Annotated in this window: 22 protein-coding genes; 11 read left to right on the top strand and 11 right to left on the bottom strand. The window is 48.5% G+C overall.

Annotated features, from left to right (window positions below):
* The first annotated feature begins 68 nt into the window (after nucleotides 1-68).
* The 4 genes from ACYVAM_RS26815 to ACYVAM_RS26800 all read left to right on the top strand — a co-directional run bounded on the left by ACYVAM_RS26815 (nucleotide 69) and on the right by ACYVAM_RS26800 (nucleotide 5,017).
* Nucleotides 69-935, top strand: a complete 867-nt coding sequence (locus ACYVAM_RS26815; RefSeq protein ID WP_461072871.1) for a helix-turn-helix domain-containing protein — start codon at nucleotides 69-71, stop codon at nucleotides 933-935.
* A 1,345-nt stretch (nucleotides 936-2,280) separates the two neighbouring features.
* Nucleotides 2,281-2,652 (top strand): hypothetical protein, encoded by a 372-nt coding sequence (locus tag ACYVAM_RS26810; protein WP_461072869.1) that lies wholly within the window; start codon nucleotides 2,281-2,283, stop codon nucleotides 2,650-2,652.
* A gap of 381 nt (nucleotides 2,653-3,033) precedes the next feature.
* Nucleotides 3,034-4,533 carry a hypothetical protein gene (locus ACYVAM_RS26805; protein ID WP_461072867.1) on the top strand — a complete coding sequence of 500 codons (1,500 nt, stop codon included), beginning with the start codon at nucleotides 3,034-3,036 and terminating at the stop codon, nucleotides 4,531-4,533.
* 82 nt (nucleotides 4,534-4,615) lie between these two features.
* Nucleotides 4,616-5,017 (top strand): hypothetical protein, encoded by a 402-nt coding sequence (locus ACYVAM_RS26800; protein ID WP_461072865.1) that lies wholly within the window; start codon nucleotides 4,616-4,618, stop codon nucleotides 5,015-5,017.
* 237 nt (nucleotides 5,018-5,254) lie between these two features.
* On the opposite strand, the gene ACYVAM_RS26795 is transcribed toward ACYVAM_RS26800, so the two are convergent.
* Complete coding sequence (locus ACYVAM_RS26795; RefSeq protein ID WP_461072863.1) at nucleotides 5,255-5,902, bottom strand: hypothetical protein; 648 nt, start codon at nucleotides 5,900-5,902, stop codon at nucleotides 5,255-5,257.
* Nucleotides 5,903-6,415: 513 nt separating this feature from the next.
* Between ACYVAM_RS26795 and ACYVAM_RS26790 the strand changes: the two genes are divergently transcribed.
* Nucleotides 6,416-6,640 carry a hypothetical protein gene (locus ACYVAM_RS26790; RefSeq protein ID WP_461072861.1) on the top strand — a complete coding sequence of 75 codons (225 nt, stop codon included), beginning with the start codon at nucleotides 6,416-6,418 and terminating at the stop codon, nucleotides 6,638-6,640.
* A 440-nt stretch (nucleotides 6,641-7,080) separates the two neighbouring features.
* Here the strand turns inward: ACYVAM_RS26790 and ACYVAM_RS26785 are convergent, their stop codons facing one another.
* From ACYVAM_RS26785 to ACYVAM_RS26755, 7 genes are all read right to left on the bottom strand, one after another.
* Complete coding sequence (locus ACYVAM_RS26785; RefSeq protein WP_461072859.1) at nucleotides 7,081-7,569, bottom strand: SRPBCC family protein; 489 nt, start codon at nucleotides 7,567-7,569, stop codon at nucleotides 7,081-7,083.
* Between the two features lie 2 nt (nucleotides 7,570-7,571).
* Nucleotides 7,572-7,886: an ArsR/SmtB family transcription factor gene (locus ACYVAM_RS26780; protein ID WP_461072857.1), complete on the bottom strand. Its 315-nt coding sequence runs from the start codon at nucleotides 7,884-7,886 to the stop codon at nucleotides 7,572-7,574.
* A gap of 254 nt (nucleotides 7,887-8,140) precedes the next feature.
* Nucleotides 8,141-9,037, bottom strand: a complete 897-nt coding sequence (locus ACYVAM_RS26775; RefSeq protein ID WP_461072855.1) for an NmrA family NAD(P)-binding protein — start codon at nucleotides 9,035-9,037, stop codon at nucleotides 8,141-8,143.
* A gap of 27 nt (nucleotides 9,038-9,064) precedes the next feature.
* Nucleotides 9,065-10,003 carry an alpha/beta fold hydrolase gene (locus tag ACYVAM_RS26770; RefSeq protein ID WP_461072853.1) on the bottom strand — a complete coding sequence of 313 codons (939 nt, stop codon included), beginning with the start codon at nucleotides 10,001-10,003 and terminating at the stop codon, nucleotides 9,065-9,067.
* A gap of 74 nt (nucleotides 10,004-10,077) precedes the next feature.
* Nucleotides 10,078-10,641, bottom strand: coding sequence for a Crp/Fnr family transcriptional regulator (locus ACYVAM_RS26765; protein WP_461072851.1), 564 nt, complete (start codon nucleotides 10,639-10,641; stop codon nucleotides 10,078-10,080).
* Between the two features lie 139 nt (nucleotides 10,642-10,780).
* On the bottom strand, nucleotides 10,781-13,276 hold the full coding sequence (gene uvrA, locus ACYVAM_RS26760) for an excinuclease ABC subunit UvrA (protein WP_461072849.1): 2,496 nt from the start codon (nucleotides 13,274-13,276) through the stop codon (nucleotides 10,781-10,783).
* A 351-nt stretch (nucleotides 13,277-13,627) separates the two neighbouring features.
* A complete protein-coding gene (locus ACYVAM_RS26755; protein WP_461072847.1) occupies nucleotides 13,628-14,548 on the bottom strand; it encodes an EamA family transporter in 921 nt (306 codons plus the stop codon).
* A gap of 103 nt (nucleotides 14,549-14,651) precedes the next feature.
* Here ACYVAM_RS26755 and ACYVAM_RS26750 point away from each other — a divergent pair, with 103 nt between their 5' ends.
* The gene (locus ACYVAM_RS26750; RefSeq protein ID WP_461072845.1) at nucleotides 14,652-15,293 is read left to right on the top strand and encodes a CGNR zinc finger domain-containing protein; all 642 of its coding nucleotides are present in this window, start codon (nucleotides 14,652-14,654) and stop codon (nucleotides 15,291-15,293) included.
* A gap of 218 nt (nucleotides 15,294-15,511) precedes the next feature.
* Here ACYVAM_RS26750 and ACYVAM_RS26745 read toward each other — a convergent pair whose 3' ends face one another.
* Genes ACYVAM_RS26745 through ACYVAM_RS26735 form a run of 3 tightly spaced genes read right to left on the bottom strand, consistent with a single transcriptional unit; the run spans nucleotide 15,512 to nucleotide 17,414 of the window.
* Nucleotides 15,512-16,429, bottom strand: coding sequence for a helix-turn-helix domain-containing protein (locus tag ACYVAM_RS26745; RefSeq protein WP_461072843.1), 918 nt, complete (start codon nucleotides 16,427-16,429; stop codon nucleotides 15,512-15,514).
* 4 nt (nucleotides 16,430-16,433) lie between these two features.
* Entirely contained in the window at nucleotides 16,434-16,610 is a 177-nt protein-coding gene (locus tag ACYVAM_RS26740; RefSeq protein WP_461072841.1) for a zinc-binding dehydrogenase, read from the bottom strand.
* A 9-nt stretch (nucleotides 16,611-16,619) separates the two neighbouring features.
* Entirely contained in the window at nucleotides 16,620-17,414 is a 795-nt protein-coding gene (locus tag ACYVAM_RS26735; protein WP_461072839.1) for an SDR family oxidoreductase, read from the bottom strand.
* A gap of 494 nt (nucleotides 17,415-17,908) precedes the next feature.
* Between ACYVAM_RS26735 and ACYVAM_RS26730 the strand changes: the two genes are divergently transcribed.
* The 5 genes from ACYVAM_RS26730 to ACYVAM_RS26710 all read left to right on the top strand — a co-directional run bounded on the left by ACYVAM_RS26730 (nucleotide 17,909) and on the right by ACYVAM_RS26710 (nucleotide 21,726).
* Complete coding sequence (locus tag ACYVAM_RS26730; protein ID WP_461072837.1) at nucleotides 17,909-18,535, top strand: TetR/AcrR family transcriptional regulator; 627 nt, start codon at nucleotides 17,909-17,911, stop codon at nucleotides 18,533-18,535.
* Nucleotides 18,536-18,616: 81 nt separating this feature from the next.
* A complete protein-coding gene (locus ACYVAM_RS26725; RefSeq protein WP_461072835.1) occupies nucleotides 18,617-20,812 on the top strand; it encodes a hypothetical protein in 2,196 nt (731 codons plus the stop codon).
* 58 nt (nucleotides 20,813-20,870) lie between these two features.
* A complete protein-coding gene (locus ACYVAM_RS26720; protein WP_461072833.1) occupies nucleotides 20,871-21,251 on the top strand; it encodes a hypothetical protein in 381 nt (126 codons plus the stop codon).
* A gap of 71 nt (nucleotides 21,252-21,322) precedes the next feature.
* Nucleotides 21,323-21,559 (top strand): hypothetical protein, encoded by a 237-nt coding sequence (locus ACYVAM_RS26715; RefSeq protein ID WP_461072831.1) that lies wholly within the window; start codon nucleotides 21,323-21,325, stop codon nucleotides 21,557-21,559.
* A 17-nt stretch (nucleotides 21,560-21,576) separates the two neighbouring features.
* Nucleotides 21,577-21,726 carry a hypothetical protein gene (locus tag ACYVAM_RS26710; RefSeq protein ID WP_461072829.1) on the top strand — a complete coding sequence of 50 codons (150 nt, stop codon included), beginning with the start codon at nucleotides 21,577-21,579 and terminating at the stop codon, nucleotides 21,724-21,726.
* The last annotated feature ends 45 nt before the right edge of the window (nucleotides 21,727-21,771 follow it).

Below are 21,771 nucleotides of genomic sequence, written 5' to 3'. Positions count from 1 at the left end.
CCGATTGTGTTATCACTCACATGAAAGAACGTGGGATTACATACCATTTTAACAGTATCTCTCAATTGATGAAACATGCGGGGCATCCTCCGCCATTGCATCCATTGATAGCGCTGATTGATTATAACAAAACTCATTTTGACGTCTTGAATAAGGGCGAAAAGGTCACCCTTGATTTTTACAAAATCTCCTTCAAGAAGTGCTTTACAGGAAGGGTAAGATATGGGCAACGTTATTACGATTTTGATGAGGGAGGACTCGCTTTTTTAAAGCCGAATCAGGTTGTTTTTGCTCCCGACGATAGTCGCCATTACGAAGGATATGCGTTATATTTTCATCCTGATTTCATTAGGAATTACCCCTTGAGCAATGCCATTAACCGCTATGGTTTTTTCTCCTATGCCGTTGATGAAGCCCTTTTCCTATCTGCCAAGGAAAAAGATATCATCAGCCACCTGTTCGATGCCATACAGAGCGAACTAGAAACCAATATAGATGCATTCAGTCAGGATGTATTGGTGTCGCAGATAAAAGTGTTGCTCAACTACAGCCACCGTTTTTATAATCGCCAGTTTCTAACCCGTAAAGCGGTAAACCACGATATCCTCTCGTCAATGGATAACGTCTTGAATCAGTACTTTGAGGATAACAAAAGTCATCAATCCGGTCTGCCTTCTGTGCAGTACATTAGCTTACAGCTCAATGTATCCGCTCGTTATCTGAGCGACATGCTCCGTTCGCTCACGGGTCAGACTACGCAGCAGTATATACAACAGGCAGTTATTGAACGGTCGAAAGATTTATTGAGTGCTACTTCTCTTTCAATTGCCGAAATCGCTTACCAGCTTGGCTTTGAGCATCCGCAGTCGTTCAGTAAATTATTTAAAAGCAAGACCAGCCTATCCCCCTTAGCATTCAGAGCAACTTTCAATTAATGCACCTTTACATTGCCTTATCTGACGGTAGCTATTCTTTGTGGGACGTAGGTCATGTATCTGGTTCTTAAAGGGAGCCATTTTAGGGACGCATTTTTTTAATACCTGTCCAATGTGATCCGTAGTATGCGGCTTGAAAATGAGTCTTAAAGTCGACGAGATTTGCCGGACCGCCGGGCGGTCGTACGTGGGTAAGAAGAAACAACCTCGCTGGCGGTGACGGTCGGCCGCTGCCGTGGGTTGAGGATGCCGTGACAGGCGAAATCATTGCCTTTGTTTTTGGACCGGTCCGCCGGTGCGGCCGTACCAACCAAACATTTCGTCCCTTACTGCATCTATTGGAGGAGGCCAAGATTTAGGTAATCAGGTGGATAACGGACTCCTGGTGCCGGGCCGCCGTCGCGGGCTTACTTTGATTGCTTAGATCAAGGCTTACGCTTAGTTCGTAAGCGGCATTACAAGGGCTTGAACGTAAGCACCTAACCCTTCGAACGCGTTTAAAGCGACCGCTCCGGCGGCCCGGTGACCCGCCGAACTATTTGCTTCTCAAACCGGGCCGTCGGGGCGGTCAGTGGCGGTCCACGATACCACAATCGGCCTATTTATTAATTAGTTCTTCTTCGCCGATAAACGCATTTATGCCACTACCCGATAAAATTCATCAATTATTATTTGTGGGAAAATTAATGATAGGTCATTCAGGTTACTTAATTCTGCGATTATGCCCAAAATCTTCTTATCAGAGCGCGGACACTAGGCCATCTTGAAACAAGTTTAAGGGCATTTGCTATTCATTTACAGGCTGGTCAGGTAAAGCTACTTGATGAAATTAGGGCCATTTCAATAGGTTATCTTCATGAACTACTGGCAACCGTGCAGAAAATGAGCCATCAAGCAGACTCGCCTAAATTAATTGCGTGAAGGACGAGATATACGTTTCACCAAACGTATACTTTACAAAACCCTCAAAATCGAGACGAAGAATATAGGAAAAGGAGTGCTGTAATAATGGCCTGAATTGCTCGGAAACAGATTAGTCAGGAAGCAGTAAGTTGACTCCTTAAGGCTACATAGTCTTACAGATTTTGCTCATTCGTTTAATCATATACGCCCAATATATAAACCTCTTTGTTTACTTAACCTCCATTAGTATTAAGTGTATATCATTATATTTTAACTATTAAAAAGGTATTTTTACGGTATTTTATATAAATTAACTTATATAGGTTTGTGTAGTAACCTAGCAGTTCCAGGTTTTAAATGGAGCTGAATTCTATTTAAGGAAAATGGGGCGGAACCCGAAAAGCCTAAAGAGTAGGGTAACACAAATCAACTTTTTTCTATCATGGAAGACTATAGTTTCAGTGAAGAAGCAGTCACAGATGCGATTAAATCTGCACAAGCGACGCACAGCGATGCTACAGCAAGTACCAAAGGAATTGCCTTTGATATGTCTAAAGGTGGAAGTATGCAAGATGGACCATTGAGCATTGCGGCTCAATGCATAAGTGTTACAACGGCCAATCACAAGATTTGTATTAATCTACCACTTGGGATTGGTAAGCGTTGTTTTACTTTACCCGTCAACGTTCCTAATGGCACCGTAGGTAAAGCTTGCTTATCTATTTGTACCACATTTGGCATTCCAACCGGAGTCAGAGTAACGGTGGTAATAGGAGGAGTGACTGTAATTAGTCAATCATTCGGGAAATGCTAATCCCCAAAATACATTAGATACGAATCCGTCACTTAACTGATGTAGCGAGACAGGCCAGCATGGTCGTTTGAGGTCCGAAAAGTAACGCCATTTAGGTGACGGATTGCGTACAAGATGGCAAAGCGACCCGCATTCAATATACCGTATGAAGCTATTCGTGCTTTAAATAATCGATTTGCAGTTGCTGCATAATTTGGTTGTACACCTATCTCGCTAGAGAACAACGCCCGGCCATTTTATTACAAAGACCGGGCGTTGTTCATTAGCGAGATGGTTGTATAACCAGACTTATCATACGTTTAAACTGATTTGAGGTAGTCTGCTCTGCATAAACTTCACTGACGTTAAGGAATAATTCTCATCCCTTAATCCTATACTAAAATGGCAAAGCAAGCATCATTAAAAAAGGCAACCACGAAGGAGACAGCAGCTACTGCAGCAGAAGTGTCGATCTCCGTATGGGAGCAAGATCCTGGATCTGGTAGTCAACCTGACGGTGGAATTCTTATTCGGCGCCCAGAGCCTAAGTTAAATAAAGCACCATTTCGAACTGTCATTCAGAATCCATCGCCTGCCCCGATCGCCAAAGTTTATTCACCTGGAACAGCCGAATTCAGGTACTGGACTGCTGCTGATGCTCTGCGCCGGGGATCAGATTTTTGGGGGAAGTTGTTACCAGGCATGGCCTGGCAAGTAGGTAATCAACTGCCCATTGATTTAGATCATGGCGTTGACTTAAACGCTTTTTACGACCGAATTGGCTTACGGTTTTTTCATGCAACCGTCAGTAATCGAACGGTGTTTTCCTGTGAGAGCCCGGATGTCGTATGCCATGAGCTTGGGCATGCCATACTCGACTCGTTCAAACCTCAGCTATGGGATGCTGCCAGCATAGAAGTAGGTGCTTTCCACGAATCGTTTGGAGATATCAGCGCAATTCTATGCGCCTTGCAACTACAGACTCTCCGGCAGACCCTATTAGCAGAAACAGGCGGAGTATTGTTTCGTTCGTCTCGCCTTTCTCGTCTGGCAGAACAATTGGGCTGGGCTATTCGCCAACGTAATTCAATGGTCGTTGAGCAAGATTGTCTTCGAAATGCGGTAAATTCTTTTTTCTATCGCAATCCGGATACGATTCCATCGATTGGTCCCGCTACAACGTTGTCATCAGAACCACACTCATTTTCACGCGTATTCACCAGCGCTTTTTTTGAGGGGCTTGCCGGCATGTTTAAGTTACGTACGACTCAAGACGAGCTGAATCTATTACAAGTCAGCCAAGATATTGGCCAGATTCTAGTTAGAGGTGTCCGAACTGCTGCTGTCGTACCCACCTTTTTTAGTCAGGTAGCGGCCAACATGATCAATATTGCTAACGCTAATTTTACCAATATACCTTATGGACAGGCTTTAAGAAGTGCATTTGTGAAACATGGTATCATTTCACCCGCTACTTCCATTGCTTTTTCTCAACCAACAGGCGCAATGGAAATTATGGAAGCACAAATTGAAGAAGAACCAATTGAATTGCCCAAACTACGCGTGTCATGTGCAGAATACAACTTAGGATCAGATGCCATTGTCGTACACTCGGCTTCTGAACCCAAACGCTATGATGTAGCTGGAGCAGCACTAGCCATTGGCTCTGTAGTTCCGCCGGCGCAAGATGAAGCGGCTAAAGCCTTTATTGAAGACTTATTGCGGAGAGGCCATTTAAACAATGAGTCAATTAATGCTGACAAAAATAGAGGTATAGCGATGACAACTCGCTCAAACGAGCCAACAACACATAAGACATACACACATGAGCTACGGCGTGAAGGTAACGATGTCGTGCTTCGACGGGTACGAATTGATTGTGGTTTCCATGCTGAAGACTAAACTCATTTCTTGATATAGCATGCTGATGAAAAATCAATTATAATCGATTATTGTATTATATTTCAGTAGACTATATCAAGCTATGAATCCTAAAACAGCGATAAACGAAATCTTGCTTCGTCAGGAATTAGCGAAGCAAGATTTTGAGCTTATAAAAGCATTACCCCAACAGCCCAATCATAAGCTCGAAGTACAGGCTAATAAATATGAGCCTGTATCTGTCGATAACATCGCCCCGATCTACATGCCCTTGCCAGTAACCTTGCAAGTGACATTGGATGCTGATAACAAGATTGATAAAATTGACGGAGGGCAGCCTTCTGGCGAAGCAGTTGCCGATGCTAAACAGTTTTTGCAAATGTTGATGGCAAACAACCAACTAGATGGTTTATCTGAAAAGCCTCAACCAAACGCAACTCATCAAATTGCACTGAATGAAAAAGGTCAACGAGTAATAAAGCGCCGGCGATTCTCTGCCTATTAATTAGTTCGCTTGTAACGTGGCTGGCTTTCCGAGTATTTACTGGCAGCAAAGGTGCTGGTACACAGTAGGAGTCCAAAAGATTTGACTATCAATAGCCTGGAATCGTCGCTTGAATCGTTGGTGAGTGGACATGAGTCGCTCTGGGGCTCATGGAGTGGAAGAAGGTTATGTTAGTTGATTAAAATAACAACTCTGCTGATGCACAGGAATGGAAGGTTACTCGACTACTTTAACCGGTTATATCGTCGCTTGCTTAAGCGTTATTGCTAAATTATTGTACTGCAAAAGACCCTGCCACTTTCCTTTCAAGGGGTAACGTTGACCTGTCGTTGTGTTTTCTAAAAGGCATTCAAAAGAACAATTAAGTTGATAGGCATCAATCTGACGGCTAACGTCAATTTTTGATTTCGGAGGAACGACGATGGTTGTTTTGGACTCCTGATTAGAAGTGTATGGCTTTTGTTGTTGAATAGAACTTATCGGATAGGTGTCAATTGATAGGACAAGAGAGCTATTGCCATACCACTGCTGAGGTACATGTACCTCAAACTTGCTCAAATCAATCTCTTTCGGTAACTGAATTGTTGGATCTATAATGAACCGAGACGTTTTAACTAGTTCACTAAGGTCTTCTGTTATGTGTTGAGTTGACGAGGTACTACTAGGATTTTGTACACTCGTCCCCTTTAGTTGCCATGTTGTGGTGTCAATTCTGTCACCAGTGCTGAAAAAATACCGAATGTCCTTAAGTTGGTAGTTAGCTGGGCGAACAGCGTCCAGCTCAACAGGCTCAGGCTTGGAGCAAGAACTGATTATGAGCGTAACAACCAGTAAAAGGAGCGTCGAGGCAAGAAATGAATGCTTTCTAACTAGTTGAGTGTGCATGTTTGTTCATCGAGTTGAGTGAATTTATGTTTGTTGTTTTAGTGGTACTAAGCTAGCCTAATAGAATGAAGACAGGATGTATTCGATTCATACAGTGCTTTATTGATGTAATCGACGACGTTGCCAAATAGATAATAAGACGAAAAAGTCAGCTGGGAGAGAGAATACATAAGTACCCGTCACAGCAATTAGAACGACACATATGAAGCTAAGGGCAAGAAGACCAAGAGGATTAATTCTCATGATTGAAAGCGATTTAGACGTTATATAATCATAAATAGGTTAACCCAGGCGAAAACTCAACGACAATAAACAGTTGTAATAAAGTTAATAAAGCGATTCCAGGGGATTTTATCCCCTACAAAAGAAGGCATTTCTTTACGGTATGAATTTGGCTGTGCACTGTTTCAATTCCTCTTTAGCTTTTCTCTGGTAGGCAAACCTGAACATAGTTGTCAGCGGAGCCATTGCTAGCTACAGCTTCAACACTTATCCCTTGGCCACTCTAAATCAATGAGCCGCCAGAATGTCCTTCCATACAGCGAGAACGGCAATTCAATCATCGATCAGGACGGCGGAATGTTTGGCCCGGCCGGTGATATTCATATTGATTTGGCCGATATGATACGTTATTGGCAGACGCAAATCGAGGAGAAAGATGTTGCTTTTGGCAATGATGCAATAACATACCATACCTTTTGGGTACAGTGTGAAAGAAAAGCTACTCTGTCAGTCTAGATAGACTGACACCTGCCTGAGTGTTCAAGTCATTTATTGCCGGACTTCTCCGGAACGTACGAGAAGCCGTCTCTTTAATTGCCCTATTTAAGAAGTAGATCCCAGAAAGCCACTCGTATCGCAAATGAGGTTTCGTGGCCATAAGATAGGCCAGATTCAGGTGCGTTCGACCTGTACAACTTTGCCTACGTGGGCTGCAAAGCTTCCTGCCAGGGCGAGTGTCCTGTTGCAGGAAACAACTCCAGGCGGAGCCGATAACAACCGGTGAGTGCCGCTAGCCGCTCAGCGGTGCGGCACTCACCGGTTTACGGCTTGTCGATGGTGTGAATAGTTGAACGCTGTCTGCCGACACACATACTACTGCCGATTTAACGGCCTATCCTGACGATTGAACGTTTAGTTTCACTTTGCCAAACTGATGTTGAGGGCAATGTATTTCTTTACTTTTGGTGCGATAAAGTGGCCAATAACTCGTCCAGGTTTTTTAGTGTCATAGCCGTTCCTTCCTTGAAGCCCATTTCAAGCATCTTCTCTAAGCGGACAAGCGATTCATTATAAATGCGGATATGTACGGTTGTCTTCCTGTTTTGCTCGCTGAACGTCAAATCCCACTCAGAACCGGGCAATTCTGGGTTTTCATCTTTGTCGGAAAAAGCATTCCACAATTTGAAATTGGTTTTCGGACTAATGGACGTGTATTTTTGAATGGACCAATGTTCTTCTCCTTCCGGGCTTACCATCGCATAAAACCGTCGGCCACCCACTGCAAAATCCATAAATTTTGTTTTTGAGGTCCAGGGTTTGGGTGCCCACCATTGATCAAGAATTTCCTGCTTGGTGTAAGCATCCCATACCAACGAAAGGTCGGCATCAAATTCTCGAGAGAATGTTACCGTTTTTGTTGTTTTGTCAACTGCGAAATCATTCATTTTTATTGTTTTTTGAGGGTTGATAATACGTCGTCGAGTTGATTAAAACGCGTTTCCCAAATTTTCCTGAATTGATCTACCCACTGATCGACTTCTTTTATTTTTTCAACTTCCAGGGAGTAGTAGATTTCCCTGCCTTGCTGTTGCTGTTTCACTAGTTCGCATTCTGTAAGAATGCGCAGGTGTTTGGAAACAGCTTGTCGGGTCGTGTTGAACTGGTCCGCAATGGCGTTGGGTGTCATTGCCTGCAAAGCAATCAGAGCGATGATTGCCCGCCTTGTGGGATCGGCTATTGCCTGAAAAATATCTCGTCTCATCTTGGTAAGATTTTAATTTGCGAAACCGAATGGTTGCAAATATATGAGCAACCATTCGGTTTCGCAAATTTTTTGTTTGAAATATAATCAGTTGGACTTGTCGGCTTGGTGGGGCATCCTAAAATGGCTACTGACTCGCCGATTGCCTCACTAAACGGTACCAGCGTCAGACGCATAATCTGCCTCACTGAGCCGGTTATGGAAATAAATAACCTCCTGGCGTATAGTCTAAGAATACACCAGGAGGCTGCCGTTTATCGAAGAAATGACTTTATAAAATCTGCGCTTGTTGTCCAGGTGAGCTTTTCATACCGTCCGTTGGTCAGGTTAGTATGATGAGTAGTAAACATCGAGTACATATACTGCCCCTGCTGCCACTTGGCATAAAGTTCGTTTTCTCCAGCGGGGTAAGCGGCTCTTTGCTGTTTTATAAACTGAGCAAAATCGGCCAGGCTTGCTAGCTGATGAAGCCTGAAATCCTGACCCGTTGCCGCTTTCACCTCCTGCCACAGCATTCTGGGGCTAACCTGAAAACTGGCAATCTGCAAATTTCTGGGAGACTCTTCATCTAAAGCCACTTCGGCCGTGAAGGCCGCCGTATCGTCCATCGTGGTGAAATCCAGCGGCCAGTCTGCCTTGTCGCCCCAGTAACCGATGCTCTTTTCTTTCAGATTTAAAACCGGTGTATTGTACTGAAGAATATCGGCAAAAGCACCGTTGAAAATAGACGAGGCTTGTATGGCCGTCGTGTCGAGATAGTCCCGAAAGGCTCTTCGCAAATCAAAATTCCTATTTTCGCCCGGCACCAAATCCGTGTAATCGGTGCAGAAGTCAGAGGGAATAAAGCGGGGCACACCGGCCTGGATGGCCCCGTCCAGCACGCGTTTCTGTAAATCAACGATCACATCGGCCAAACCTGCCAAGGCAGACACCACGCAGCCAGCATCCCTACTCGCTTTGGCCAGCGCATCGACGCTGTCAAGATCTGCCTCCTCAACAATGGCCCCCATTTGTTCCAGCGTGGTTATTTTTTCGGGATCGGTGGTCGGTCGCACGACAGCCCGTACAGTCGCCCCTCTTTTTAACAGTTCGCGGACAATCCTGTTTCCTAAATTGCCGGTAGCTCCAAACACTACAATTATTTTTTTCATATCGACTTCGTTCAATTGGTTTATGTATTAATCCGCTAGAAAAGGCAAAACTGCCTCAAGCACCTGGGCAGGCTGCTCTTCAAACAGATAGTGGCCACTCTCTAAAATGCCCACCATTTGTAAGTTTTTGGCTACGTAGGGCAAACCCATCTTCATGTAATTGTAACTGATGTAGCTTCCGATTCCCAACACCGGTATTGTCAGAGGCTGATAGGTCCTGGCATCGTCTATGTCCTGCAGAAACGTTTGATACCAGGCATTAGCCGCCCGAATGCTCTCGGTGTCATTATACGAACCCGCATACACGGCTCTTTCCAGGGCAGACATCTTGCTATCGTCAATCATGACATAGTGAAAAAGCCAGTCCAGTAGATACTGGAAGCGCCCGGCCAGTATCTTTTCCGGCAATTCCTTTACCTGATTGAATCCCATCCACCAAGCGTAGGGTCTGTCGGCATCCATTTTCTCGGTAAACGTACCCGGAGAAGGAAGCAGACTCATCTGCATCATGCCCTCGTTGGGGTGCGAGCCATCCAGGACAATCAGCTTTTGGGTGAGTTGGGGGTAGTTAAACGCAAAGCTCATGGCTACCATCCCGCCGATGTCGTGGCCCATAATATGAACTTTCGTCAAGCCCAGCTGTTGCACCAGGGCGGCAATATCGGCAGCCATTGTTTTCTTATTGTAGCCGGATGGGGGTTTGTCCGAACTCCCCATTCCTCGTATGTCAACGATAAGGACACGGTATGTTTTGGCCAGTTCCAGCGCAACAGGCTGGTAAGAATACCAGGTTTGCGGCCAGCCCGGCAAACATATCAAAGGTGTGCCTGTTCCACCTTCGACATAATGCAGCCGCACCCCGTTCACGGTTGCGTACTGATTTGTAAAGCCAGGAAGGTGTTTAATTAAATCGTCGTCAGCATACAAATTCTGCGGCACCACTGGGTTCTCGTTGTCTTGAGTCATCGCTTCTTGTTTTGGTGACTCAAAACTACCAGAGGTATCGCCTGACGAAACTACCAAATGGTAGCGAATGACGATCAGCGGATTTTTTTTCGGATTCGGCTTAAGGCATTGGGGGTAATACCCAACACAGCGGCTACCTGTTTGACAGACGCTTTTTGGATCAGTTCAGAATTCTCCAGGAAGCTCAGATACCGCTCCTCGGCCGATAATGTCTGAAAGTTCATGATCTGATCGATCATTCTGATGGTCGTGGACTCCCATATTTTTCGGCCAAACTCTTCCCAGGCTGGCACCTGGCCGTATAAAAAATCCATATCCTTTTTATCGATCACGATCAACTTGGTTTCTTCAATGGCTTCAATGTTGAACCGCGATGGCTTCTGGGGATGGAGACTTGAGATTTCCGTAAAAAACTCATTGTCAAACATCACCCAGGTGGTATATTCCTGGTCATGGGCTTCGTAGAAAAAACGGACGCCCCCTGATACAATGAAAAAGTATTGACTGGCAATTTGCCCCTTTCTCAAAATCAGTCTGTTTTTGCCAATCTGTCTTTCACGGCATCGGGCCAGCACCAGTTGTAAATCCAACTCATCGATCCAGATAATTCCCTTTATAAAGTTGACAAATTCTTCCATAGCCGTGATTATCGATGACTTGACGTCAAAAGTAAAGGTTTATGCCCGGAAGCATCCGGCTAATTGACTTTACGATCAACGGTGATCAATGAATAGGAGCCACGCTTATTCAAGCGGAACTTCAATCAATTCGACCATTCTACACATACGGCTTTAAATACAACCCGGTGCGGCTGGCAGGGTGTTGCGCCACCTCCAGCGGAGGCCCCTGCACCACTACCTGACCGCCTTCATCTCCAGCACCCGGGCCCATGTCGATGACCCAATCGCTGGCCATAACGACCCGCATGTTATGCTCGACTACAATGACCGTGTTGCCGCCAGCCACTAGATTGCGAAGCTGACTCAGCAGCTTGTCCACGTCAGCCGGATGCAGACCGGTGGTGGGTTCATCAAGGATGTAAAGCGTGGCGCCGTTGTTAGTGCGTTGCAATTCGGTAGCCAGCTTGATCCTTTGGGCTTCTCCGCCGGATAACTCGGTGGCGGGCTGTCCCAAGCGCAGATACCCCAGTCCCACTTCGCCCAGCGCCGTTAGGGAACGCAGAACCGTCGGTTCTTCCTTAAAAAAGGAGCGTGCTTCGTCGACCGTGAGGGCCAGAACGTCGGCGATCGTTTTGTTCCGGTATCGGACCGCCAGGGTCTGGTCGTTGTAGCGGGCACCGTGGCAAACCGGGCAGGGTTTATAAACGCTGGGCAGAAAGAGAAGCTCGACCATCACAAAGCCTTCCCCCTGACAGTGCGGACATCGGCCTTTGGCCACGTTGAACGAGAACTGGCCGGCATCGTAGCCCCGCTCGTGGGCCATTGGCGTGGCGGCAAACAGTTTCCGGACGGCGTCAAAAAGGCCCGTGTAGGTCGCCATGTTGGAGCGGGGAGTACGGCCAATGGGCTTTTGATCGACCCGGACCAGGCGCTTGATTCGCTCCAGGCCGCTGGTGATGGTACCGCCCGTAGTAACCGGTCTTTCCTCCATCGAATCGCCTTCGTCCTCATCGATTAATGATTGCCCCAGATGAGCCGCCACGAGTTCGACCAGCACCTGACTAATCAGGCTGGACTTGCCCGAACCCGACACGCCGGTCACCGCCGTCAGCACACCCAGGGGGATGGCTACATCCAGCGCCTGTACGTTATTTCGGCTTACGTTGACCAGTTGAAGCCAGTTCGAAGGGGAAAGGGTTGGGGCCAGGGAGCTTTTTTGCGCGGCAAACAAATAGGGTCGGGTCTGCGATGCGTTGATGGTAGCCAAACCTGCCGGTGGCCCGCTGTACAGAATTTGCCCCCCTTGCTCACCAGCCCCCGGCCCGACATCGACCAGCCAATCGGCCTGCCGGATTACGTCCAGATTATGCTCGACAACGAACAGGGAATTACCGGCCTGTTTTAAGCCCGCGAGGGCTGAAAGCAACGCTTCGGTGTCTGACGGGTGCAAGCCTGCTGAGGGTTCATCCAGCACATACACCACTCCAAATAGATTCGAGTAAAGCTGCGTGGCCAGTCGCAGCCGTTGCAGTTCACCCGGCGAGAGCGTCGGCGTGCTCCGTTCCAGGGACAAATAGCCCAAACCCAGTTGAAGTAACACCTGAAGGCGAGCTACCAGATCGGCGGTGATCCGGCGAATCACTTCCGCCCGCTCCGGCTGTGCCTCTTTCGGGTTATCGATATAGGGTTGGAGAAGCGTCGTCAGGCGCTTGAGAGGTAGTTCGGACAGGTCCGTGATAGCCAGCCCCGCAAAGGTGACGCTCAGCGATTCTGGCCGTAACCGTTTCCCGTGGCAGGTTGGGCAGTGGGTTTGGAGCATAAAGGCCGATACCCGTTTTTTCATCAACTGACTTTGGGTATTGGCGAAAGTATGCAGCACGTGCCGACGGGCGCTGCTGAAGGTGCCCATGTAATCGGGAGGCTCCTTTCGTTCAACAGCCCGGCGGGTTTGCTCAGGGGTATACCCGGGATACACCGGAACAATGGGCTGCTCCTCGGTGAATAGAATCCAATCGCGTTGCTGGCGGGGAAGCGCCTGCCAGGGCTTGTCGACGTCGTAGCCCAGCGACACCAGAATGTCGCGCAGGTTCTGACCGCCCCAGGCCTGTGGCCAGGCCGCTATCGCCCGCTGCCGAATGGTTAAGGAGGGGTCAGGGACCATCGATGCCTCGGTAACCTCGTAGACGCTGCCCAGTCCATGACAGGTCGGGCAGGCTCCCTCGGCTGTATTCGCTGAAAACGATTCCGCGTACAGAATGCCCTGACCTGGAGGATAGTCGCCGGCCCGGGAATACAGCATCCGAACCAGGTTACTAAGCGTAGTGACGCTGCCTACCGACGAGCGGGTGGTTGGCGTACCGCGCTGCTGTTGCAGGGCTACGGCCGGAGGTAAGCCTTCGATGGCGTCGACTTCGGGGACTGCCATCTGGTTGAAGAGTCGCCGGGTGTAGGGGGAGACAGACTCTAAATACCGGCGTTGCGCTTCGGCATACAGGGTACCGAAGGCCAGGGATGATTTGCCGGAACCGGAGATGCCCGTAAACACCACCAGTGCGTCCCGGGGAATGACCACATCTATATTCTTGAGATTATGCTGCCGGGCCCCGCGTACGCGGATGAAGCCCTGATGGTCCTGTTCAGACGGAGAATTCACGTTGTTGGTGGGTAGGTTTTCCTTTGGGTAACCGCAGATAGTTCGTTTTGTTAAATGGAGAGTAAAGTTTTGATTCAGCAGATCACCCTACTGATAACAGAATGAAATTACTGCTCTGCATCGGTTGCTGTTGGTTCATTACATTTTGTCCAGCTCAAACGGCTCCTGACTCCACCATCAAACCGCATAGCAAATCGGTTCCGAAGGTCAGTGATCATACGAACAACAAAGTAAGATCGCTATTTGCTTATTCAGACACTGTTCTGCGTTCGTAGAATCCCCCTTTACTTAAAAAAATAGGCTGTACGTCAAACCTGAAGTCGGTGGGCACAGGTGCCCCTTGCTGCCGTGTCAGCTCTCAACCCGTGTTTTGCTGAATTGGGTTAGGATTACGCCCGTTAGGACGATCACCAACGCAATGAGCTGAAGGCCACAAACTTGCTCTCCAGCAACCAGCCAGCCAATCAGCACCGCAATGAGCGGATTTACATACGTATGGGTACTGACAAGGGCTGGCGGCTGAATGGTGACTAGCCAGGCAAAGGCTAGGTAAGCGATTAGAGAACCGAATAGGGTCAGAAAGGCAAGGCCACCCCAGGCCTGCTTCCCCACCGCTTGCCACTCGAACCCGTTCCACTCGCCGTTGACCGAGGCAATAAACGCGGAAAAAAGCCCGGCCGCTAACAACTGAATCGTGGTATGCCAAAGGCTATAGCTACCTGGGTTTATTCTCCGCGATGCAAATAAGGTGCCACTTACCCACAAGACAGCTCCTGCCAAAACGAGTACGGTTCCTAGAAGTTGATCCGCCGATTGGCCTTCATGAGGAACTGGCGAAAACTGAGCAAACAGGGCGATGCCAAAAAAGCCAATCAGCAGGCCGGCAATAATCTTTTTATCCCTAAAATAGAGCTTCCAACGAGGATAGTCCAGCAGAACAAACCAAAGCGGCTCGGTCGCTACGATTACAGCGGCTGAGCTTGAGGAGATATACTGCTCGGCGACGACAACCAGGCCAGAACCGCCCACCAGCATCAGTATACCACTGATGGACAAATCCCGTATTTGCTTTCTCTGTGGAAAAAGCTGGTTTTTGCTAAAGGCAAGCACGGCCAGTAATAGGCTCGCCATTGAATAGCGAAGGGCGGATATGATAAAGGGCGGAATGGCTTTAAGGGCAAATAGGTTGGCCAGATAGGTCGTTCCCCAAACGAAATAAATGGCTATAAAAGCTAATACCAACCAAAAACGAGGGGCGATTGCTTTGTTCATACTATAACCTTTAAAATGAACTTTGACGGTATGAATTCTGGAATAGAAACTATTACCGTCTAAAGTTGTTTTAACGGTTATATAATTTGTTCGCGTTCCGCCCATGGGAAAGGTTAGTACGATTGCCGAAATGGACTTGGCAGGTGGGGTGGCCTGTCTTGATTTTGTGAACACGGCTCTCAACGATGTGCTGCCGGTGGAGCGGATCCATAGCTATACCGATTTGCTAACACTCATCCACCGCTTATCCCTGCTGGATACAAATACACTAGCCGCGTTGAAGGGATTAGGCGAGCAGAATCCGGAGCGGGCTGACTGTGTTTTACAAAAAGCCCGCGAGGTCAGGCAGGCTATGTTGATCGTATTTGCCGCCCTGACACGGGGTCAGTTAAAGCAGGTTACTGCCCAAGTAGTAGCCTCCTTCAACGAATCTATCCAGGAAGCACTCGGAGAGCGAGAGTTTTCTATCCAAGGAAGCAAACTGGAATTAAGGTGGAAACGGCCTGAAAAAGAGCTTATGCAAGCCATTTGGGTTTTTAGTTTGTCGGCTCATGAGGTACTGACGACCAAAGACCAACACCTGATTAAACAATGTGGAGCCTGTGCGTGGTTTTTTCTGGATGAAACCAAGAACCATCGTCGGAAATGGTGCGATATGCAAACTTGCGGCACCAGCCAGAAAACCCGGCGCTACTACCAGCGAAAGAAACAGGGTACTGTCTCAACAACTAAAACCGACTCGTAATAAAGTGATCCGCTCTGTTTTCGAAAGGGAGGAATTCGATCAATGGTAAATGGCTAAGTCATCCTCTCGAATGGAGAGGAACAATCCAGCTTGATAGCTAGTAAAGTGGTAAATTCGCTTCCAGGAGCGACAGCCTTTATGCACCTGCTTTGCTCCCCACTGTTTTAGGTTACTTATGAGTTGCCTGCCGAATCAAGTAAGCCTTTCGGCAACGCTGCTTACCGAAAGGAGGCTCGAAAGTCCAATGGGGTTTGGGCGGTTTTGGCTTTGAAGAGCTTACTAAACGAGGGCAGATGTTCAAAGCCTAACTCATAGGCAATCTCACTGATGCTTAGCTCGGTAGTCGACAGTTTTTCTTTCGCCCGCTCAATCAGCTTGTCGTGAATGTGCTGCTGGGCCGTTTGACCTGTGAGCACTTTTAACAAACTGCTTAAGTATTTAGGGGATACATGTAAGGCATCGGCCAGATAGCCCACCGTGGGCAAGCCTTTGGCCCGTAGATCCCGCTGACTAAACGAATCGCTTAACACGCGTTCCATTCGTTCCAGAAGCTGATGATTGGCCTTCTCCCGGGTGATAAACTGCCGATGGTAAAATCGATCAGCATAGTTCAACAGCGTTTCCAGGTGCGAGAGGAGAATGCGCTTACTGAAGGTATCCAGGTTGGCACGACACTCGTGCTGAATCGTTTGCAGGATCGCAGCCAGTACGGCCTCTTCCGTTTCGGAGAGAAATAAGGCTTCGTGCACCGAGTAGCCCCAGAAATCGTAGTGGCTGATGGTGTTGGCCAAGGAGGTGTTCCACAGAAAATCGGGGTGGATCAGTAACATCCAGCCCGCTTGTTTGAGTTGCACCACGTCCGGATCAATGGAAAGACTCATCACCTGGCCAGGCGCTATGAAGGATAAGATGCCCTCATCATAATCATAGGTTTGCTGACCGTATTTAAGTTTGATTTGCTGGGCATTAGCGACGTGTTTAAGGCCTATGCAATAGAAATCGTAGCACCAGGACACCGGTTCAGTCAGCATTAAGCGCTCAACCGACTCCAGCCTGAAGACGCTGATCAACGGGTGATCAGGTTTGGGCAGCTCCCGAAATTGAAGAAACTCACTAATAGTCTTAAAGCGTTTCATAGACTTAGTCTTCGTTTGTTATTTCCCGCACGCGTTCACCCCGCACGGTTTTGGTTTGGCTTTGGCGGTGGGCCTGACCCACCGCCTGCAAAGGATATACCTGATTGACGACGGCTTTGAAGTAACCCTCATGAATGAGTTGGGTAAGCCCGTCCAGGGAGGAAGCATATGTCTCATCCATTCATCAGCGTTATACCACTGGCACAGCCCCACCATCAATCAAATAGTTGGCGCCGGTCAGGTAGGACGCTGCTGGTGAAACCAGAAAATGAACCAGCGAAGCGACTTCCTCAGGTTCAGCCATTCGACCCATTGGTATGCCGCCAGCTTGAGTTGCCATTCGTTGAAAGGCTTCCTCAGCACTTAGGTCTGAAGAGGTCGCCACGTTCTGAATGAGTCGCTGCATCAGGGGCGTGTTGGTCGCCCCCGGGGAGACGGTCAGCACGCGTACGCCTTTGGGAGCAAGTTCATTCGATAGGGCTTTGCCATAGGCATTTAGGGCCGCTTTTGAAACGGCATAAGCTAAATTGTGATACCATACGGGCTTTAAACCAGCCATCGACGAAATGTGTATAATTACCCCGCTTTTTTTCTCAATCATTTTGGGTAACAGGGCTCGGTCCAGCCGAATGGTAGCCAACAAGTTAAATTGCAACTCATTCTCCCAATGTTGGTCCGTTAAGCTACTAAATCCCCCGCCTGGCGCCGTCACTCCGCCCATGTTATCGACCAGAATATCAAGGCCGCCAAACGTTTCGTTGATGGCCTGGGCCAGCTTGTCTACCTGTTGAGGCTGGGTTATATCGGCTTCAATGAAATGATGTGCCAGATTGATCTCACCAGGGTGATGTCGGGCTGTAATGATAACCTGGGCTCCTGCTTGACTTAACTTGTCGGCAATAGCTTTGCCAATGCCTTTGGTACCGCCCGTTACTAAAGCCGTTTTACCAGCGAGATCCTGGTACTGATTTTGGGTGCTTTCCATCTGATTCATTTTTCTGAATGCATTGCTTCAACATTTGTCCTCAATGCTGTTCCTGATTGAGTGTTTGTTTGTGCAAAGGTGGGCCTTGTTGTCGAAACGGATTTAGCCGAATTACGGTTTAGTTTAGTCAAAACTCACCCAGGCATCTTGAGGTGTCGATGGTAGGCATAGGCCGTATCTTGGGAGCTCACTTAAAACTCGATTTTGACGCTACTATTAAAATTAGCCAACGAATCTAATTATGTTAGTACTATTTATTTTTTAGGGCTGCTCTCACCCTAAACGCTCGTCAACGATCATGAAATCGAATCCTATAAAACTTGCTGAATTTATTGTATTTTCTGGTCTGGCAGCTTGCCAAGCCCTGTCTTCAGTTAAGGAGTACCCGTGGCAACGTTGAAAAAAGTAAATGGAAAATTATATTGTATAAATATTTTCCGTTTACTTTACTATGGAAAATAATAGAGTATTTATATTTTCCATAGCCAGCTCTTATGAAGGACGAAATAGTACAAGCGTCATTGAACCTGTGCTTGCAGTGTGGCATTCGGCAAATGTCCATCCAGAAGCTCGTTGAGTCGCTAAACATCTCTACGAAAACGGTTTATAAGTATTTTAAAAATAAAGAAGAGCTCCTGAAAGCCGTCCTGTATCGCTACCACAGCGAGCAGTACCAACTGATGGAAAACCTCCCCGCCGGAGAAAACGCGGCCTGTCTTTTTTTTACGATCTGGCAAACGGCCATTGACAAAGAGTACCAGATCAATAAAGTCTTCTACGAAGATCTGCACTATTACTACCCCGAGCTGGAACAGAGTGTGAATGCTGTGATTGGGCCAAAATTTGAGCAGTACTTTCTGTCCGTTATTCACCAGGCTATGAACGAGGGAGCCTTTCGAGCTGACATTCTTCCCCCTGTTGCTTTGCAAAGTGTGCTGGTGCTTCACCAGGCAGCCGTTCGGGGCGGGTCGTTTAACCGGTTTGGTTTATCGGCCCAGGCATTAATGATCCAAACGATTGGTCAGTATATCCGAAGTCTTTGCACGCCCAGCGGGCTTCGAGCCGTCGACGAGCATATACAGGCGTCGTTGGCAACGCCAGTCGCCGGAATGGCAACCTAGTAAAGGCGTTACCCTAGTGAGCAACCGGTCTCTAGCCTTTTCCTACCCGCCACATAGTCCCTTTAACCCAATGGTAAACCGATGAAATCAGTTTCTATGCAGTCGTTCCGTCATCTTTTCGTCTTGCTAGGGGCGATGACTGCTTATGTGTCCCTTAGCCAGGCGCAAAACAACCTGCCCCAGCAAAGTGCGGCACTCGCTAAACAATACACCACCAAAGACACGCTGTTTAGCCAGCCCTACGTGGACGTGGATGAGTGGCGGGATAAACCGGTGCGCCACCGGTACGTACACGGTGGTTTTAAAGGCACGGAAGCCCGTTTCTCGTTTTACTTTCCACCTAAAGAAACCTACCAGGGCCACTTTTTCCAGTATATCACGCCCTTTCCTGACAATGAAAATTTGTCGCAGGGAGCCATTGGCGAGGAAGACAAGATTGGTTTTTCGGTCTCGCATGGGGCCTATTTTATTGAAACCAACGAAGGCGGCAAGATCGACTTTGCCAAGCCACAAGCCCGGGATGCGAGTATTGGTGCCTACCGGGCCAATGCGGCATCGGCTCAGTATTCACGGGTGATCGCGGCCCACCTCTACGAGGGTAAGCGTCCGTTCGGTTATGCCTTTGGGGGTAGTGGAGGGGCTTATCGGACAGTAGGCGGTATTGAGAATACGGAGGGTGTTTGGGATGGTGTCGTGCCCTATGTGCTGGGTTCGCCCATGGCCATTCCCAATGTCTTTACGGTTCGGATGCATGCCATGCGGGTATTACACGATAAATTTCCTCAAATCATTGATGCCCTCGAACCTGGTGGCAGTGGCGATATGTATGCGGGGCTGAATCAAGAAGAAAAAGAAGCGTTACAAGAGGTAACCAAAATGGGCTTTCCGCCCCAGTCCTGGTTTGGCTACAAGACGATGGGTATCCATGGGTTTCTGGTCCTGTATAAAAGTATTGTCGGCATTGATCGGGCCTATTTCGACAGGGATTTCTGGAACACCCCCGGCTATTTGGGGGCCACTGCACCGGCCTCCCTCCTGAAAGTGCGTATCCAGCAGGTCAGTACCATAAAGGCCGGTGTCAGCAGTGACCAGGCTGTAGCGTTAGGCTTAACGAAGGCAATGTCAGCGCAGGACCGGGGCACGGCCGATGCCGCCTGGAAAAGTCTGGGTGGGGTAGAGGGAGCCATGCCCGTTGGGTTTCAGTTGCAAAAGGAATTACCGGATGTTGATTTTTTAGGGGGCGATCTGCTCATTAAAAGCGGGGCCGCAGCCGGTAAAAGCCTGCAGCTTACTAAAATTTCGGGGAACAAGGTCATTCCTGGTCCTGTTGATCCGGCGCTACTGGCGCTGGTAAAACCGGGCGACAGCGTTCAGGTAGACAATTCGAACTTCCTGGCGGTGCAAACTTATCACCGGCACCAACTACCCGGCAATGAATATGCGGTATACGACCAATTTCGGGATGCTGCCGGGAAACCGATCTACCCCCAGCGCCCCATGCTCTTAGGGCCCCTCTTTACCCGGGGAGCGGCTGGTGTATTGCCGACAGGTAAGTTCAAGGGGAAGATGATTTTACTCGAATCACGCTGGGATCGGGAAGCATTTGCGTGGCAGGCGGATTGGTACCGTGCTCGGGTACAGGAGAATTTGGGCGATAAAACCGATCAGAATTTTCGGCTCTGGTACACCGACCGCGCTCTGCACGGGGATGTGGCCATTGAGGATGACCCCACCCGGACGGTGAGTTATCTGGGCGTCTTACAGCAGGCGCTATTGGACCTGAGTGCCTGGGTGGAGAAAGGTATTGAACCGGCCGCCACGACCCGCTATACGATTGCCGACGGACAGGTTGTCATTCCGGCTACGGCAGACGAGCGCGGAGGTATTCAGCCGGTGGTCAACGTGTTGGCCAATGGTGGCAAACGAGCGGTGGCAAAAGTGGGGCAAGCGGTTCGCTTCACCGCCGAGGTAGCCGTGCCGAAAAACAAGGGTAAAGTCGTGAAGGCGGTCTGGAATTTTGAGGGATTACCAAGTGACTTTGCCATCAGTGATCTTCATGGCTGGAACTTTGATACCTCGGAGATTTTCCCTTTACCGGCCCAACTCAAGCCGTCCGATAAAACCGGTTCCCATATACGGGTAACATCTACCTACACCTTTACCAAACCAGGTACCTACTTCCCAACCCTTCGCGTTGCGGCTCAACGAGATGGCGATTCGAAAACACAGTTTACCCGCATTCAGAATCTGGACCGGGTCCGGGTCATTGTCGAATAGATACCAACCTCTTCACGTAAGAAAACTACCTGTATTACACTTTAACTTTTAAATTGAAATGAAAAACGTACGTATCCTTCTACTGTTCTTGTTGGTTGGGATGGCCCATGCCGGTTTTTCGCAAACGGCGACCCCGACTGATTTCTTTGCAGGTAAATGGGAAATTAGTGTCGTAGGCAGCCCCGTTGGCGATGTGAAATTTACAACGAATTTGGTTCGCAAGGCGGGTAAACTGACGGGTGAATTGACGAATACGACTGATCCTAGCCAGGCCAAACGCCCACTCATCCGGGTCGAGGAGAAGGGCGATAAGCTGATGATGTATTTTGAGTCGTCTCAGGTTGGGGAAGTGCCTATTGACCTCACCAAAGTTGATGATGATAATCTGAAAGGCACCTTGTCGACGTTCGATGCGGCCGCCAAACGCGTGAAACCCTAACGAAAGGTTGCCCTGAAGGGGGGGGCCACCCCTTCAGGGAGGAGCCAAACAGTCCCTGCTTTCTTAGGCAAATGCCTGGTCAAGCCATCGGTAAACCCGTAAAAACAGGCTATTTTCCCCCAACGACTTCCTTCGCACTCCTTCGTACCAGTGCCTTAGCTCTTTCTCTGACCCTTCTAAGTAAGGTAGATGCCATCGCTAAACCGATGAAAAAAATTGGGGTTTCAACTTTGTTTCCCCAGAATCGCCAGACCGCCGATGGCTACAAGGAATTGGGGACTATTCAACCAGGCGGGCGAGGTGTGTAAAAAGGCGGGCATTCAGTTTGGCTATCACAACCACGACCGCTCCTGTGGCCCGGTTTGAATTTCGGGGCCTGGACGGGCAGCTACCCTACGATTTACCCCTAAAAGAAACCGATGCCAAGCTGATGAAGATGGCGTTGGGTTTGTACGGGGTTCTCATCCTTAATTGAACGATACCGAAGTAGGTTTGCTAATTAATACCAATCAAATGGCTA

Source organism: Spirosoma horti (genome assembly GCF_054776595.1).
The sequence above is the reverse complement of the archived record's forward strand: the minus strand, read 5'-3'. Positions and strand labels throughout refer to the sequence as shown.